General features: G+C 64.1%; 14 protein-coding genes. 11 read left to right on the top strand and 3 right to left on the bottom strand.

Annotated features, from left to right (window positions below; translation table 11 throughout):
- Positions 1–9 precede the first annotated feature (9 nt).
- The 7 genes from EN824_RS23120 to EN824_RS23090 all read left to right on the top strand — a co-directional run bounded on the left by EN824_RS23120 (position 10) and on the right by EN824_RS23090 (position 8181).
- On the top strand, positions 10–834 hold the full coding sequence (locus EN824_RS23120; RefSeq protein ID WP_127275728.1) for an ABC transporter permease: 825 nt from the start codon (positions 10–12) through the stop codon (positions 832–834).
- Entirely contained in the window at positions 834–2489 is a 1656-nt protein-coding gene (locus EN824_RS23115) for an ABC transporter ATP-binding protein (RefSeq protein ID WP_135862473.1), read from the top strand. The genes EN824_RS23120 and EN824_RS23115 overlap by 1 nt, the downstream gene beginning before the upstream one ends.
- Positions 2490–2608: 119 nt before the next feature.
- Entirely contained in the window at positions 2609–4195 is a 1587-nt protein-coding gene (locus tag EN824_RS23110) for an ABC transporter substrate-binding protein (protein WP_135862476.1), read from the top strand.
- 83 nt (positions 4196–4278) lie between these two features.
- On the top strand, positions 4279–5118 hold the full coding sequence (locus EN824_RS23105) for an alkaline phosphatase family protein (protein ID WP_127275726.1): 840 nt from the start codon (positions 4279–4281) through the stop codon (positions 5116–5118).
- 282 nt (positions 5119–5400) lie between these two features.
- A complete protein-coding gene (locus tag EN824_RS23100; protein ID WP_127275725.1) occupies positions 5401–5967 on the top strand; it encodes a sigma-70 family RNA polymerase sigma factor in 567 nt (188 codons plus the stop codon).
- Entirely contained in the window at positions 5964–6632 is a 669-nt protein-coding gene (locus tag EN824_RS23095; protein WP_127873357.1) for an anti-sigma factor, read from the top strand. Before EN824_RS23100 ends, EN824_RS23095 begins: the two co-directional genes overlap by 4 nt.
- 160 nt (positions 6633–6792) lie before the next feature.
- Positions 6793–8181: a S8 family serine peptidase gene (locus tag EN824_RS23090; protein WP_127275723.1), complete on the top strand. Its 1389-nt coding sequence runs from the start codon at positions 6793–6795 to the stop codon at positions 8179–8181.
- Between the two features lie 11 nt (positions 8182–8192).
- On the opposite strand, the gene EN824_RS23085 is transcribed toward EN824_RS23090, so the two are convergent.
- On the bottom strand, positions 8193–8687 hold the full coding sequence (locus EN824_RS23085; RefSeq protein ID WP_127275722.1) for a hypothetical protein: 495 nt from the start codon (positions 8685–8687) through the stop codon (positions 8193–8195).
- Between the two features lie 23 nt (positions 8688–8710).
- Entirely contained in the window at positions 8711–9529 is an 819-nt protein-coding gene (locus EN824_RS23080) for a class I SAM-dependent methyltransferase (protein WP_127275721.1), read from the bottom strand.
- Between the two features lie 79 nt (positions 9530–9608).
- Between EN824_RS23080 and EN824_RS23075 the strand changes: the two genes are divergently transcribed.
- Positions 9609–10517 carry a LysR family transcriptional regulator gene (locus EN824_RS23075; RefSeq protein ID WP_135862483.1) on the top strand — a complete coding sequence of 303 codons (909 nt, stop codon included), beginning with the start codon at positions 9609–9611 and terminating at the stop codon, positions 10515–10517.
- Here EN824_RS23075 and EN824_RS23070 read toward each other — a convergent pair.
- Positions 10514–11536 carry a substrate-binding domain-containing protein gene (locus tag EN824_RS23070; protein WP_135862485.1) on the bottom strand — a complete coding sequence of 341 codons (1023 nt, stop codon included), beginning with the start codon at positions 11534–11536 and terminating at the stop codon, positions 10514–10516. The two genes, EN824_RS23075 and EN824_RS23070, sit on opposite strands and share 4 nt — an antisense overlap.
- Before the next feature lie 366 nt (positions 11537–11902).
- Between EN824_RS23070 and EN824_RS23065 the strand changes: the two genes are divergently transcribed.
- The 3 genes from EN824_RS23065 (at position 11903) to EN824_RS23055 (ending at position 15596) form a co-directional block, all read left to right on the top strand.
- Positions 11903–13258 (top strand): ABC transporter substrate-binding protein, encoded by a 1356-nt coding sequence (locus EN824_RS23065; protein ID WP_127275672.1) that lies wholly within the window; start codon positions 11903–11905, stop codon positions 13256–13258.
- 168 nt (positions 13259–13426) lie between these two features.
- The gene (locus EN824_RS23060) at positions 13427–14440 is read left to right on the top strand and encodes a sugar ABC transporter permease (RefSeq protein ID WP_127275671.1); all 1014 of its coding nucleotides are present in this window, start codon (positions 13427–13429) and stop codon (positions 14438–14440) included.
- A 1-nt stretch (position 14441) separates the two neighbouring features.
- Entirely contained in the window at positions 14442–15596 is a 1155-nt protein-coding gene (locus EN824_RS23055; protein ID WP_127275670.1) for a carbohydrate ABC transporter permease, read from the top strand.
- Position 15597 lies beyond the last annotated feature (1 nt).

Here is a 15597-nt window from a genome sequence, read left to right as displayed (position 1 = left end):
GGGGCGGGCATGCTCGATATAAAACGCATCCCCATCCCCGCTCTGATCGGCCTGGTGCTGACAGCCCTGTTCGTGCTCGCGGCGATCCTCGCGCCGTGGATTTCGCCCCACGACAATGCCGAGATCGTCGGCGACGTCTGGGAACCGATGTCGGCGGCGCATTGGCTTGGCACCGACAATCTCGGCCGCGATCTCTTGTCGCGCATGATCTACGGCGCCCGGATCACCCTGTTCATCGCCGTGCTGGCCACCGCGCTGTCGTTCTCGCTCGGCGCCATACTGGGTTTTTCGGCGGCTGTGTTCGGGGGCTGGTTCGACACGATCCTGTCCCGCCTCGTCGATCTCCTGATGTCGATCCCGACACTGATCATGGCCCTGGTCGTGCTCTCCGTGCTGCCGACCAACCTGGTGACGCTGATCCTGGTGATGGGCATTCTCGATTCGACGCGCGTCTATCGCCTGGCGCGCGCAGTCGCCGTCGACATCAACGTCATGGACTATGTCGAAGCGGCCAAGCTGCGCGGCGAAGGCAGCGCCTGGATCATCTTCCGCGAGATCCTGCCCAACGCGCTGTCGCCGCTGGTCTCCGAGCTCGGCCTGCGCTTTATCTACGCGGTGCTGTTCCTGTCGACGCTGTCCTTTCTCGGTCTCGGCGTGCAACCGCCAGACGCCGACTGGGGCGGCATGGTCAAGGAGAACAAGGACGGCATCGTCTTCGGCATCGCCGCCGCGCTCATTCCCGCGGCCGCGATCGCGGCCCTGGCGATCTCGGTCAACCTAGTGGCCGACTGGGTACTGAACCGCACGACAAGCCTGAAGGGAGGACGCGGCTGATGGCTGACGGCAAGGCAAAGTCCACTCCCCTGCTCGACATCCGCAATTTGCGCATCGAGGCGACGGTCTATCCGCCTGGTGAGGCGCCGAAGACCATCACGCTGGTCCACGACGTGTCGCTGACGCTGGAGAAGGGCAAGGTGCTGGGCCTGATCGGCGAATCCGGCGCCGGCAAGTCGACGATCGGCCTGTCGTCGATGGGCTATGGCCGCGGCGGCGTGCGCATCACCGGCGGCGAAGTCATTCTCAACGGCCGTGACATCCTGAAGGGCGGCAAGGACGAATTCCGCAAGCTGCGCGGCCGCGAGGTCTGCTATGTCGCGCAATCGGCGGCAGCCGCCTTCAATCCGGCGCACAGGCTGATGGACCAGGTTGTGGAAGCCACGCTGCTGCATGGCACGGCAACGCGCGCGGACGCCGAGAAGCGGGCCGTCGCGCTGTTCAAGAAGCTCAGCCTGCCCAATCCGGAAACCATTGGCGAACGCTTTCCGCACCAGGTGTCGGGCGGCCAGCTGCAGCGCGTCATGACGGCGATGGCGCTGTGCTCCGAACCCGACCTGATCGTCTTCGACGAGCCGACCACAGCGCTCGACGTGACGACGCAGATCGACGTGCTGTCGGCGATCAAGGACGCCATCCGCGACACCCATGTGGCGGCGCTCTACATCACCCATGACCTTGCCGTCGTCGCCCAGGTCTCCGACGAGATCATGGTGCTGCGCCACGGCCGGCTGGTCGAATGGGGAGGCACCCGCCAGATCATCAAGGAGCCTCGCCAGGAATACACCAACGCGCTGGTCTCGGTGCACGAGATAGAGCATGCCGAACAGAATCCGGGCGCGACACCGTTCCTGTCGGTCAAGAACGTCACCGCCGCCTATGGCGGCGGCCAGGTCAAAGTGCTCAAGAACGTTTCGGTCGACATCTATCCGGGCCAGACGCTGGCCGTGGTTGGCGAATCCGGTTCCGGTAAATCGACGCTGGCGCGCGCCATCACCGGCCTGTTGCCGCCCGAGCAGGGCAATGTGACCTTCGACGGGCGCCCGCTGGCCAACCGGCTTGCCGACCGGCCGAAGGAGGATCTGCGCCAGTTGCAGATGATCTACCAGATGGCCGACGTGGCGATGAACCCGCGCCAGACCGTCGGCACCATCATCGGCCGGCCGCTCGAATTCTATTTCGGCATCCGCGGCAGGGAACGCGACCGGCGTGTGGCCGAGCTGCTCGACGAGATCGAGATGGGCAAGGGCTTCGTCGACCGCTATCCGGCCGAGCTTTCGGGGGGCCAGAAGCAGCGCGTCTGCATCGCCCGCTCGCTCGCCGCCAAGCCGAAGCTGATCATCTGCGACGAGGTGACATCGGCTCTCGACCCGTTGGTGGCCAACGGCATCCTCAAGCTGCTGCTCAACCTGCAGCAGCACGAAAAGGTCGCCTACCTGTTCATCACCCACGATCTGGCGACGGTGAAGTCGATCGCCGATTCGATCGCGGTGATGTATCGCGGCGAAGTGGTGCGCTACGGCTCCAAGAGCAAGGTGCTCACACCGCCCTTCGACGCCTATACCGACCTGTTGTTGTCGTCTGTTCCGGAGATGGAGATCGGCTGGTTGGAAAAGGCGATCAAGGGGCGGCGCATGGCCAGCGCGGGGAACTAATCAGCCAGCTGCCGCCAGCCGGGGAGATGGCGGCCGTCATCCGCATGCAGCACTAGGGCGCCACACGTCCTCCGGACGGGCGCCACTGGTGTGACGTTATTTTCAACAAGGGGCAGGACATGAAGACTGAACTCGACCATCTCGCTGAACTCGCTGGCCAGGGCCGGATATCGCGTCGCGACTTTCTTGGCCGCACAGCGGCACTTGGCGTGTCCGCCGCGCTGGCAACGACGCTGGCCGGGAAAGCCTTCGCGCAGAGCCCGGTCAAGGGCGGCATCCTCAAGGCCGGCCTGCAAGGCGGTGAATCGACCAACAGCCTCGACCCGGCGCTGAACCTCAGCCAGGTCACTTTCAGCTTCGGCAAGCAGTGGGGCGAGTATCTTGTCCGTCTCACCCCCGACAACAAACTGGTGAACCTGATCGCCGAGGATATCGGCGCCTCCAAGGATGCCAAGACATGGACGATCAAGATTCGCGACGGCATCGAATTCCATAACGGCAAGACGGTTGGCGCCGAGGACGTCGCCGCCACCATCGAGCGCCATGCCGACGAGAAATCGAAGTCGGGCGCGCTCGGCATTCTCAAGAACATCAAGGGCGTCAAGGCGAGCGGCAAGGAAGTTATCTTCACGCTCGGCGACGCCGATGCCGACTTCCCATATCTGATGGCCGACTACCACCTCGTCATCCAGCCGAATGGCGGCAAGGACAACCCGAATGCCGGCATCAGCGCCGGGCCTTACAAGGTGACCGTCAACCAGCCGGGCGTTCGCCATGGCGGCGAGCGCTTCGCCAATTACTGGCAGGGCGACAAGGCCGGCCATGCCGACCAGGTCGAGATCGTCGTCATCAATGACGCGACGGCCCGTCTGGCCGCGCTGCAGGGCGGCCAGGTCCACATGATCAACCGCGTTGAGCCAAAGGTCGTCGACCTGGTCAAGCGCATTCCCGGCGTCAGCATCGAGAATGCGTCCGGCAAGGGCTATTATCCGTTCAACATGTTCTGTGACACGGCGCCCTTCGACAGCAACGATCTCCGGATGGCGCTGAAGCTCGCCATGGATCGTGACGAGATGCTGGAGAAGATCCTCCGCGGCTATGGTTCGGTCGGCAACGACTTCCCGATCAATGAGGCCTATCCCCTGTTTACCGCCATCGAACAGCGCAAGTTCGACCCGGAAAAGGCGGCTGCGCTCTACAAGAAGTCCGGCCACAGCGGTTCGATCCTGCTGCGTACCTCCGATGTCGCCTTCCCTGGTGCCGTCGATGCAGCCCAGCTCTACCAGCAGAGCGCCGCCAAGGCCGGCATCAAGATTGAGATCAAGCGCGAGCCGGGCGACGGCTACTGGTCGGAAGTCTGGAACAAGCAGCCCTTCTCGCTCTCCTATTGGGGCGGACGCGCCACGCAGGACCAGATGTACTCCACCGGCTATGTCTCGACCGCCGACTGGAACGACACACGCTTCAAGCGGCCGGAGTTCGACAAGATGCTGTTTGCGGCGCGCGGCGAGCTCGACCAGGACAAGCGCAAGGCGATCTACCACGACATGGCGGTGCTGATGCGCGACGAAGGCGGCCTGATCGTGCCGTTCTTCAACCAGTTCATCGACGCCGCCGCCACCAACAAGATCGGCGGCTTCGCCAAGAGCCCGATCGGCGAAATGATGGATGGTTACGCGCTCGCCGAGTGCTGGCTGAACGCCTGACATCCCTCTCATAGTGAAAAGCGCCGCGTGTCCTGACGACACGCGGCGCACTCGTTTCAACAAACAATCGCATGGAGCAGCCCGTGGCGATCCGATCCAAGCTTCTGCTGATCATCCTCGACGGCGTTCCCTACCGGAACTGGCGCCGGCTGATGGGCAATCTCGAAGGCTGGGTGCAGTCGGGCGAGGCGCGGGTGTGGAAGATGCGCTCGGTGCTGCCGTCGACCTCGGCCTGCTGCTATGCCTCGATCCACACCGGCGTGTCGCCGCAGGTGCACGGCATCCTGTCCAACGAGAAACGGTTTCGCGTCGGGCAGCCCGACATCTTCTCGGAAGTCAGCAAGGCCGGCGGCAAGACAGGTGCGGTCACCCATTCCTACTGGTCCGAATTCTTCCGCTCCTACCCGTTCGACCTCGTCGAGGACATGGAGTATGATGAGCCTGGTGGGCCGATCACGCATGGCCGCTTCCACACCATGACCGGCTACAATCTCAAGAACCAGATGACGCCGAGCGATGTCGACCTGTTCGCGACGCTTACCATGCTCACCCGGCGCCATGGCATCGACTACGGCATCCTGCACACCTGCACGCTGGACTCGATGGGCCACCGTTTCGGCCATGACTGCCACGAGATGGACTATGCCTGCTACGCCATGGACGGCATGCTGGCGGCCTTCCTGCCGGGCTGGATCGAGGCCGGCTACGAGGTCATGGTCACCGCCGACCACGGCCAGACCGACCGTGGCCACCATGGCGGCCATGACGACGAGATGCAGGATTTCGCGCTCTATTATTTCGGCGCCGGCAAGGGACCGCAGGCCGACACGCTGCTCGACCAGCTGCAGCTTGCACCGACCGTGCTGAAGCGGCTGGGCGTGGCAATACCCGAGACGATGAAGGCCAAGCCGTTTTTGGATTAGTGCGGCGATCTTCCCTTCTCCCCTTGTGGGAGAAGGTGGATCGGCGCGGAGCGCCGAGACGGATGAGGGGTGTTCCAGGAAACACCAACGCCTCACTCCGCTGGAACACCCCTCATCCGTCGCCTTCGGCGACACCTTCTCCCACAAGGGGAGAAGGAAAAATGCGCGGCTCTGGCAAGACAAACTTTCTTCGGATAGCCTCCGAAAATTCCTTGGCGGAGGATGAACCTTTTTGGACCGATCGGCGACAGAGCAGACAGGGGCCAGGCGGCTCAACCGGCCATGACGGCGGCGGCGGAGACCGATCGCGCGCTTGTCGACCGGGTCGCGAAGGGCGACCGGGCTGCCGTGCGGCTCCTGTTCATGCGTCACCACGCGCGGATTTACCGCTTCGTGGCGCGCCAGACGGGATCGGAAATGATGGCTGACGATATCGCGAACGAGGTGTTCCTCGAACTGTGGCGCCAGGCGCCGGGCTTCGAAGGGCGCTCCGAAGTCTCGACATGGCTGCTCGGCATCGCCCGCTTCAAGGCGCTCTCGCTGCTGCGCAAGAAGAAGGAAGACTGGATCGACGACGAGGCCGCCGCCGCGGTGCCCGACAGCGCCGATACGCCCGAGGTCGTCACCATGAAGGAGGACAAGGCGGCCGCCTTGCGCCGCCTCATCGACGCCCTGCCCGAGGAGCACCGCACGGTGATCGACCTCGCCTATTATCAAGGGCAATCGGTGACCGAGATCGCGCAGGTGCTCGACATCCCGGTCGCGACCGTCAAGACCCGGATGTTCTATGCCCGCAAGAAACTCGGCGAAGCCCTGAAGGCCGCCGGTTACGACAGGGGGTGGCCATGAGCGCCGCTGAAAAGATGTCGCGCCGCGACGAAATGGAAACGTTGCTGCCGTTCTACCTGAACGGTTCGCTCGAAGGTTCGGATCTGGAAGCCATCGAAGAATGGCTGGCCAACGATCCCGCGGCACTTGCCGCGCTTGGCGAGGCGGAAGCCGAGTTCTCCGGCACGGCGGCGGCCAACGAGGCGATCCGTCCACCGGCCGATGCGCTCAGCCGCTTCGCCAAGGCGCTGGACGCGGAGGCAGGGCCGGCTCGGGCGCGGGCAAGCGCGTCCTGGCTGGCGCGGGCCTGGGACCGCTTCATGGCGGTGCCGGTTGGCGTCGCCTGGGCGACGGCCGCGGTCCTGCTGGCCTTGATCGCGGTGCAATCGCTGGTGCAGCCAGGCGGCAAGGGCGGCAATTTCGAGATCGCCGGCACTGAAGACGATCTGGCGAAGATGCCGTTCGCCCTGGTCAAGTTCAAACCGGACGCCAGGATGGCCGATATTGCCGTCTTCCTCGACACCAACAAGCTCAAGATCATCGGTGGTCCGACCGCCGACGGCGTCTTCAGGCTCGCCATTCCGGCGACGACCGCCGCCGACTACGAGAAGGCGCGCGGCCTTATTGCAGCCCAGCCTTTCGCGGAGACCGTGATCGAGGGAAGGAAGCCCGTTGATGGCGGCTAAGGCGGTCATTCGATTTGCGGCAATGCGAGAGCGGTTCACCGTTTCGCGAAAACGATGGACTGCTCTATCTTTTTGTTTTGATGCAATTCCCAAGGGAAAGCGCTTTGCGCTTTTCCCGAGAAAACCGCTACGCACTTTTCTTGGAATTGCTTTGGCGGCGATGGCAATCGTCACCGTGCCTGCGTCGGCGCAGACCAACGCCACCAATCCGGACCGGGCGAAAATCGATTGTAGCGACGAGGCCAATGCGACGGCAGCCGACTGCGTCAAGGACGGCGGCGCCAAGGGCGGGTCGGGTGCGGCAGAGGCCGGCGCCGTTTTTCTGCCCGCCCTGATCGTCGACCTCTTCCCCAACCCGGCCGCTCCCCCGGCACCGGTGCCGACACCACGGCCGGAGCCCGCGGCACCAGTTGCAGGCAACCAGGCCGGCCCGCCGTCGGGCGGAGCGATCGTCTCGCCGACCGATCTCATCGCCGTTCAGCCGCCGCGCGCCGTGACCGGCGAATTCGTGCCCGACGAGGTGCTGGTGACCGTCGATGGCGATGCCGGCGCGGTGCAGCAGATCGCCGCCTCCTTCGGCCTCGAAGTGCGCTCGCAGCGCCAGTCCCGGCTGCTTGGCACCATTGTGGTGCGCTTCGGCATTCCCGACGGCCGCCCGGTCGGCGTCGTGCTGGCGCAGCTTGCCGCCGACGGCCGCACGCAGCGCCGCGAGCCCAACCATATCTATTCGCTGCAGCAAGCGGCCGGCATCGTCAACTATGCCTTCGACCGCATCGCGCTCGACGCCAAACAGGCCAGTGGCGAAAACGTCCGTGTCGCCGTCATCGATACCGGCATCGACGACACCAATCCGGCTCTGGCCGGCGTCATCGCCGTGCAGTTCGATGCGATGCCCGGCGTGCCGATCGAAAAGCGCGATCACGGCACCTCGGTCGACGGGCTGATTGCCGGCGTCGGCGCGCTGGAAGGCATGGCGCCGGGCGCCAGGATCTACCACGCACGCGCCTTCGAGGGCGGCAAGTCGACCATGGACGTCATCCTGTCGGCGCTCGACTGGGCGGCGGACCAGAATGTCAGCATCATCAATATGAGCTTCGTCGGCCCGAAGAACGACCTGCTCGGTACTGCCTGCCGCAATGCCCGCGCGCTCGGCATGGTGCTGGTCGCGGCGGCCGGCAACAACGGGCCGAAGGCGCCCTATGGCTACCCGGCCGCCTTTGACGGCGTCATTGCGGTAACGGCCACCGACGCCAAGGACGGATTGATGCCGCAGGCCAATCGCGGCGCCTATGTCTTCATCTCGGCGCCGGGGGTCGAGATGGTGGCGCCGAGCGGCGCCGGCTCGGACGTCGTCACGGGCACCTCGTTTGCCGCGGCAATCGTCAGCGGCGCCATCGCCAACCTCATCCACGCCGCCCCCGAGCGCTCGGCCGACGACATCGAGAAGGCACTGGCCGCCACCGCCAGGGATCTTGGCCCGAAGGGCCGCGACAATGATTTCGGCTATGGGCTGCTGGACATCAAGGCCGCACAGACGGCGAAGGAGTAGCCCGTGACGGCTCAGGCCGCGCGTTGCCGGGGCCGGAGCAGGAACCAAGACGCGGCGATGTGCGTGATCATAAGCAGCGGCACATAGATGATCGGGATCGCATAGGTGGCGCCGAATTGTTCCGCGTGTGCGGGAAGGCCGAGCTGCGTGGCATGATAATAGTCGACTAGCAGATCGACCATCCCGAAAAGGTTGAAGGCGACGACGAACGGCCAGAAGAGCCGAGGTATCCGCACCGTGAGCAATGCCAGCATGGCCAGCACCCCTGTTGCGAAGTCGCCGTAGGCGGCGAATGCGGCGAAGCCGGCAGGCAAGTTGGAACCCACGACGCCCGGGAGGATGAAGACGAGCCCGAAGAAGCGGAAGCTGTGCAGGGTGGCGATGGCGCGTTGTGCTGCGACCGGGTCCATTTGCCGGAGCCAGGGCCAGATATACGCGCCGAAGCAAAGCAGCCATGCGACATAGCCCAGAACGAGATGGGTTTGAAATAGGACTTCCGTGGACATCTGAGGTCTTCCCGACAGCCGGTTCACACTGCTTCGAACACCGCGGTCAGGATGCCGAGCCGGCCCTGCATGAGATTTCGACCCAGGTTGGTCGTAAGCTCGGCGAAGTCCGGCCCCATCACCACGCCGAGATTTGGCGAAGGCGGCGGCCCCGATGCGCGCAGTTGCGCGAACCAGGCTCTGGCGGCCTCAGTGTCGTCTTGCCATGCGAGCACGCGGAAGCCGGCCGCTTCGATCGCCGCGCGCGTCGCGTCGGCTGTCAGGAGGAAGCTCGTCGCCGGCATTCGTGCCCAGGGGAGCGGATAGTGCGGTTCACCCTTGCCCAATGCGACGTCGAACGTGGCAAACCGGCCGCCTGACTTCAACACGCGCCTGGTCTCGTGATAGAGCCGCGCCCGGTTGGAGATGTTCATCGCCACATGCTGCAGCAACACGATGTCGAAACGGCCGTCGTCGAACGGAAGCTCCAGGGCATTGGCGGCCTGGAACGACAGCTGCCCGCTCTGTCCCGTGCGTTCGGTCAGATAGCGTGCGGCTTCCACGAAAGGCGCGCTGAGGTCCACGCCAGTAACCCGGCAGCCATAGGTCGCAGCCAGAAAGCGCGCCGGCCCGCCGATGCCCGAGCCGACGTCCAGGACCGACATATCGGCGGCGACCCCCGCCAATTGGGCAAGCTCGGCGGTGGCAGCAAGCCCACGCGTGTGAAACTGGTCGAGGGTACCCAATTGCTGTGGCGTGAGAAGCTGGTCCGCTGGACCAAGGGCGGCCAGTACGGTCTTCAGCCGCTCAGTCAGGCCGGTCGCGCGATAATGGTCGCGCACCCCATCGAGTTCATTGGTCATTGCAAGATGTCTCCGTGCTTCGACCTACTACCTAAGCCCGCTTCCATAATTCGACTATCCCCTGTAATCACAACGACCTATGAAGCAGAACTACACAGTCCGTCATGGTGCGCTGGAGGGCGTCGAGGCGTTCCTGGCTGTCGCCAGGCACCGCAACTTCCGCCGCGCCGCCGCGGATCTCGGCGTGACGCCGTCCGCCGTGAGCCAGGCGGTGCGCGCGCTGGAAGCGCGCTTGGGCACCGCGCTGTTCGTCCGCACGACGCGCAGCGTCGGCTTGACCGAGCCCGGTCAGCGGTTTCTTGACCGCGCCGGCCCTGCCTTCGAAGAACTCGTCTCGGCCGGCGAAGCCGCCCGAGATGTCGGCCAGCGGCCAACCGGACTGCTACGCCTGTCCGTGCCCCGGGCCGTCGTGCCGCTGATCCTGGAGCCGATGATCGCGTCGTTCTGCCGAGCCTATCCCGAGATCGAGCTGGAGATCGCCGCGAGCGACGAGATGGTCGATCTCGCGAACGGCGGGTTCGACGCCGGCATCCGCCTCGGCCAATTCGTCGCGCCGGACATGGTCGCGGTGCGGCTGACGCCGCCGTTCAGCTTCGTCGTCGTCGGCAGCGCGGACTATTTTGAGCACCATGGCTATCCCGCGCATGTCGAGGATCTCCGCCACCACGCCTGCTTGCGCTTGCGCCGCTCGAACGGCGCCATCGCGCCCTGGTCCTTCGTCGACGGCAACGAAACGATCGAGGCGATCGTCTCGGGCCCGCTGATCGCGCATGACTATCCGACGTTGCTGGGGGCCGCGATGCAAGGCGTTGGATTGGCGCAAACGCCTCGACCCATTGCCGAGGGTCCGATTGCCCAGGGAAAACTAAAGCCCGTTCTAGAGGGCCTCTCGGCGACGACGCCGGGTGTCTTCCTCTATCATCCCGGCAAGCGCCAGGTCCTGCCGAAGCTGCGCGCCTTCATCGATCATCTCAAATCCGCGAGCTAGGCAGGCGCGCCAGCCACGGACGCCCGCACCACCAGGTCGACCGGCCAGACCTCGCCGCGGGCGCCCTCCTCCAGCCCCGATATGCGTGCCGCCAGCCGCTCGGCAATGCGTGCGCCGGCCAGCCGGATCGACGAGCGCGTCGTGGACAGCGGCACGGAAAAATTCTCCGGCTTCAGCCAGGGAAAGACGTCGTCATGGGCAATCAGCGAGACGTCGCCGGGAATGCTGAGCCCGAGATCACGCACCGCGCGCACGACGCCGAGCGCCATGATCAGGCTGGAGCAGGCGATTGCCGTCGGCGCGCCGTCCTGTTCGAGCAGGCGCCGGGCAGCGCGATAGCCATTCTCCTCGGTCATGACGACGGAGCAGACATGGCGATCGCCCAATGTCAGGCCGCTCGCGGCCAGCGCCCGGCGCAGGCCGCGCTCGCGGTGAATGGCGAAGGTTTCCCTGTCATCGCCGTTGATCAGCGCCAGCCGCCGATGGCCGAGCTGGACGAGCAGCCGGGCCGCCTCGTGGAAAGCGCCTTCATTGTCGATGTCGAGATAGGGATAGTCGAAATCGAAACCCTCGCTGCGGCCATGGACGATGAAAGGAATGCCGAGCGTGTTGACCAGCGCCACGCGCCGGTCGGCGGGCCTGGGCGAAGAGATGTAGACGGCGTCGACCTGCCGGTTGGCGACGATACGCCGGTAGGTCGTCTCCTGATCGTCGGCATCAGCCGGCGACAACACGAGGTCGAGTTCGTGCGAGCGGGCATAGTCGCCCAGGCCGGACAGAAATTCGACGAAGTGCGGGTCGATGTCGACGGCCGCACCCGTCGGCAGGACATAGCCGATCATTCCGGACTTGCCCGTGGCCAGCCGGCGCGCGCTCGGATTGGGGCGATAGCCGTGGCGCTTGGCGGCGTCCATGACGCGCCTGCGGGTTTCCTCGTTGACTTCGGGGTAGCCGTTCAGCGCCCGGCTAACCGTGGTCTGCGAAAGCGCCAGCATATGCGCAAGTTGCTTGAGGTTCACGAGAGGCCTCCCCGCCTCAAAGCGCTTTTAGATTGAATCGACCCAACTACCGTCCGCGACGCGGCCATATCGCAGAGACCATAAGCGTGCCGGGGCTGGGTTTGAAACAAGAATTGCTGTCGCATTGCCAAAAAAGTATGTTGCGACGCACTTTTTCGAGCCCTGGCTGCAGGCAATTAAATCGATTAGTCCGCAGGCCCTCTTGACTCCTGATCGATTCAATGGCGAGATCGGCGAAGCCAAAGCGCTTTGGAAGACTCTTCGAAAGGTTGCGGTTCCCTTGCGACTGAGTCACAGTCCTGCGGCGTCGGCGGGCGGAATGGAGGTTCCGTCCGGTGAGTGTGTGACCCACTGGGAGGAATACCGATGAAGAAAATGCTTTTGCTGGGTGTTGCGTCTGCCGCATTCGCCCTGAGCGCGCCCGCGCATGCCGAACTGAAGTTCAAGCCGGGCGAGGACAAGCGCTTCAACTGGGCGAATTACGAAGATCTCAAGAAAGTCGACCTCAAGGGCGAGACTCTGTCGATCTTCGGACCGTGGCGTGGCGAGGACGAGACGCTTGTGCGGTCGGTACTCGATTATTTCTCCGAAGCCACCGGCGCGGAGGTCAAATATTCCTCGTCCGAGAATTACGAGCAGCAGATCGTCATCGACACCCAGGCCGGCAGCCCGCCCAACATCGCCGTGCTGCCGCAGCCGGGCCTCATCCAGGACCTTGCTTCCAAGGGCGTGCTGACCCCGCTGGGCGACGACGTCGCGGCTTGGGTCAAGGAGAATTACGCCGCCGGCGACTCCTGGGCCAAGCTCGGCACCTACAACGGCAAGGACGGCAAGCCGGGCTTCTATGCCTTTCCCTACAAGATCGACGTGAAGGGGCTGGTCTGGTACTCGCCCGACAATTTCGAGGAAGCCGGCTACAAGGTGCCGAAGACGCAGGAAGAACTGGCGGAGCTCGAAAAGAAGATCATCGCCGATGGCGGCAAGCCGTGGTGCATCGGGCTTGGTTCGGGCGGCGCGACGGGCTGGCCGGCGACCGACTGGGTCGAGGACATCATGCTGCGCACGCAGCCGCCCGAAGTCTACGACAAGTGGGTGAAGAACGAGATCCCGTTCACCGATCCGGCGGTGGTCAACGCCATCGACATCTTCGGCAAGATCGCCACCGACGACAAGATGGTGGACGGCGGCGCCAAGGCAGTCGCGGCGACCGACTTCCGCGACAGCCCGAAGGGACTCTTCACCGTGCCGCCGAAGTGCTACATGCACCATCAGGCATCGTTCATCCCCTCCTTCTTCCCGGAGGGCGTGAAGCTCGGCCAGGATGCGGACTTCTTCCCCTACCCGCCTTACGCCTCCAAGCCGGAACTGGGAACGCCGCTGGAAGTGGCCGGAACGCTGGTGATGATCACCAAGGATTCCAAGGCGTCGCGCGAATTCATCAAATTCCTGCAGATGCCGCTCGCGCATGAATTGTGGATGGCGCAGAAGAGCTTCGTCACCCCCTTCAAGGGAGCCAACAAGGACGCCTATGGCAGCGATGCGCTGAAGAAGCAGGGCGAGATCCTGGTCGGCGCCACGACGGTGCGCTTCGACGGCTCCGACCTGATGCCCGGCAAGGTCGGTGCCGGCTCGTTCTGGACCGGCATGATCGACCTGGTCGGCGGCAAGTCCGCCCAGGATGTCGCCACCGACATCCAGAAGAGCTGGGACGCTATCAAATAGCGGGGCGACCTAACACCTTCCAATCCTCCTGCTGGATCCGGGCCACGGCCCGGATCCGACCGGCAGTGCTCGCCGGAAGCCTTCACGTTTCGATTGTTCCGAATAACTGAAAGTCGGTGCATCCGATCGCCAGCATCGCTGGCCGGTCATGCGCAGGGAGAGGGACCCATGGCGACTCAGATTTTCTCGGCAATATTCGTCATCATCATCGGCGTCGGCGGCTGCGTCGCCTATTTCTGGGGCGCCAACAAACTGCTCGATTTGATCTTCCCCTCGCGCGGGGTGTCCGGGACGGCCGCCGTTAACAATCTGCGCCGGCAGGGATTGGTGCGGCCCTGGCTGTTCGTGGGTCCGGCGCTGATCATCCTGACCATCTACCTGATCTATCCGGTGATCGCGACGCTGTGGCTGTCTTTCTTCGACCGCGGCGGCACGAGTTTCGTCGGGTTCGCCAACTACGAATGGGCGCTGCGCGATCCGGATCTGCGAAACGCGATCATGAACAACATCCTGTGGCTGGCGGTGGTGCCGGCGGCCTGCACCTTCCTCGGCCTGATCATCGCCGTGCTTACCGACAAGATATGGTGGGGCACGATCGCCAAGAGCCTGATCTTCCTGCCGCTGGCCATCTCCTTCGTCGGCGCCAGCGTGATCTGGAAGTTCATCTACGAATATCGTGGCGACGGCCAGATCCAGATCGGCCTGCTCAACGCCATCATCCAGCATTTCGGCGGTCAGCCGCAGGTCTGGATATCGCTGCCGTTCTGGAACAACTTCTTCCTGATGATCATCCTGATCTGGATCCAGACCGGTTTCGCCATGGTCATCCTGTCCTCGGCGCTGCGCGGCATCCCCGAAGAAACGCTGGAAGCCGCCGTCATAGACGGCGCCAACCCGTTCCAGATCTTCTGGAAGATCATGGTGCCGCAGATCTGGGGCACCATCGCGGTGGTGTGGACCACCATCACCATCCTGGTGCTGAAGGTGTTCGACATCGTCTTGACCATGACCAACGGCCAATGGAACAGCCAGGTGCTGGCCAATCTGATGTTCGACTGGATGTTCCGCGGCGGCGGCGACTTCGGCCGCGGCGCGACCATTGCCATCATCATCATGATCGCGGTCATTCCGATCATGATCTGGAACATCCGCCAGGCCAACAAAGAGACGGGAGGGCACTGATATGGCCGTGGCGACCGGAAATTCCTTCGCAAGCCGTTTCGGCGTCCATATCGCGGTGCTCGTCTTCGTGGCGATCTGGACCATCCCCACGCTCGGCATCCTCGTCTCGTCGCTGCGCGACAAGGACCAGATCGTCGCCTCGGGCTGGTGGAATTCGTTCGCCAGTTCCAGCCAGACCGAGGCCGGGCGCCTGCCGGCCGCCTCGGCGCAGACCCAGAAGGACGGCAAGTTCGTCCTCGAGGGCAACATTTTCGGCGACGGCGTCAAGCGCAACATCAGCGCCTTCGGCGTCAAGGCAGCAGCACCTACACAATATCCGGCCGGCACATCAGCCGACCTCGGTGACGGCGTGACCCTGCAGGTCAATGCCGACGGCAGCTTCGTCATGGCATCGCCCAAGGCCTTCGAAGGCGATCGCGGCCAGCGCGTCTACTACGCCTCGTCGGCGCCGCCGAAATTCACCACCGACAACTACCAGACCGTGCTGTTCTCCGAAGGCATCGGCCGCTCCTTCATGAATTCGCTGACGGTCACCATCCCGGCGACCGTGATCCCGATCCTGATCGCGGCCTTTGCCGCCTACGCGCTGGCCTGGATGCGGTTTCCCGGACGCGCCTTGCTGATAGCGGTCATCATCGGCCTTCTGGTGGTGCCGCTGCAGATGTCGCTGATCCCGCTGCTCAGGCTCTACAACGGCGTCGGCACTTTCTTCGGCGTGCCGTCCAAGACCTATCTCGGCATCTGGCTGGCGCATACCGGCTTCGGCCTGCCCTTCGCCATCTACCTGTTGCGCAGCTATATCGCCGGCCTGCCGCGCGAGATCATGGAATCGGCGCGCATCGACGGCGCCAGCGATTTCGAGATCTTCGTCAAGATCGTGCTGCCGCTGTCCTTCCCGGTGCTTGCCTCCTTCGCCATTTTCCAATTCCTGTGGGTATGGAACGATCTGCTGGTGGCAATGGTTTTCCTCGGAACGGCGCCCGATCAGATCGTGCTGACGGCCAAGCTCAATGCGCTGCTCGGCTCGCGCGGCGGCAACTGGGAGATCCTGACGACATCGGCCTTCATCACCATCATCGTGCCGCTGATCGTCTTCTTCTCGCTGCAGCGCTATTTCGTCCGCGGGCTGCTGGCCGGCTCGGTGAAAGGAGGTTGAG

This window comes from Mesorhizobium sp. M8A.F.Ca.ET.181.01.1.1 (assembly GCF_004792025.1).
Classification (GTDB): domain Bacteria; phylum Pseudomonadota; class Alphaproteobacteria; order Rhizobiales; family Rhizobiaceae; genus Mesorhizobium.
This window is presented reverse-complemented; position numbering and strand designations above follow the sequence as displayed.

Excerpts from the sequence above, each read along its gene's own strand:
- EN824_RS23090 (WP_127275723.1), top strand. The coding sequence starts at position 6,793 with ATGGCAATCGTCACCGTGCCTGCGTCGGCGCAGACCAACGCCACCAAT.
- EN824_RS23075 (WP_135862483.1), top strand. The coding sequence starts at position 9,609 with ATGAAGCAGAACTACACAGTCCGTCATGGTGCGCTGGAGGGCGTCGAG.
- EN824_RS23065 (WP_127275672.1), top strand. The coding sequence starts at position 11,903 with ATGAAGAAAATGCTTTTGCTGGGTGTTGCGTCTGCCGCATTCGCCCTG.
- EN824_RS23120 (WP_127275728.1), top strand. The coding sequence starts at position 10 with ATGCTCGATATAAAACGCATCCCCATCCCCGCTCTGATCGGCCTGGTG.
- EN824_RS23100 (WP_127275725.1), top strand. The coding sequence starts at position 5,401 with ATGACGGCGGCGGCGGAGACCGATCGCGCGCTTGTCGACCGGGTCGCG.
- EN824_RS23055 (WP_127275670.1), top strand. The coding sequence starts at position 14,442 with ATGGCCGTGGCGACCGGAAATTCCTTCGCAAGCCGTTTCGGCGTCCAT.
- EN824_RS23095 (WP_127873357.1), top strand. The coding sequence starts at position 5,964 with ATGAGCGCCGCTGAAAAGATGTCGCGCCGCGACGAAATGGAAACGTTG.
- EN824_RS23085 (WP_127275722.1), bottom strand. The coding sequence starts at position 8,687 with ATGTCCACGGAAGTCCTATTTCAAACCCATCTCGTTCTGGGCTATGTC.
- EN824_RS23115 (WP_135862473.1), top strand. The coding sequence starts at position 834 with ATGGCTGACGGCAAGGCAAAGTCCACTCCCCTGCTCGACATCCGCAAT.
- EN824_RS23110 (WP_135862476.1), top strand. The coding sequence starts at position 2,609 with ATGAAGACTGAACTCGACCATCTCGCTGAACTCGCTGGCCAGGGCCGG.
- EN824_RS23080 (WP_127275721.1), bottom strand. The coding sequence starts at position 9,529 with ATGACCAATGAACTCGATGGGGTGCGCGACCATTATCGCGCGACCGGC.
- EN824_RS23060 (WP_127275671.1), top strand. The coding sequence starts at position 13,427 with ATGGCGACTCAGATTTTCTCGGCAATATTCGTCATCATCATCGGCGTC.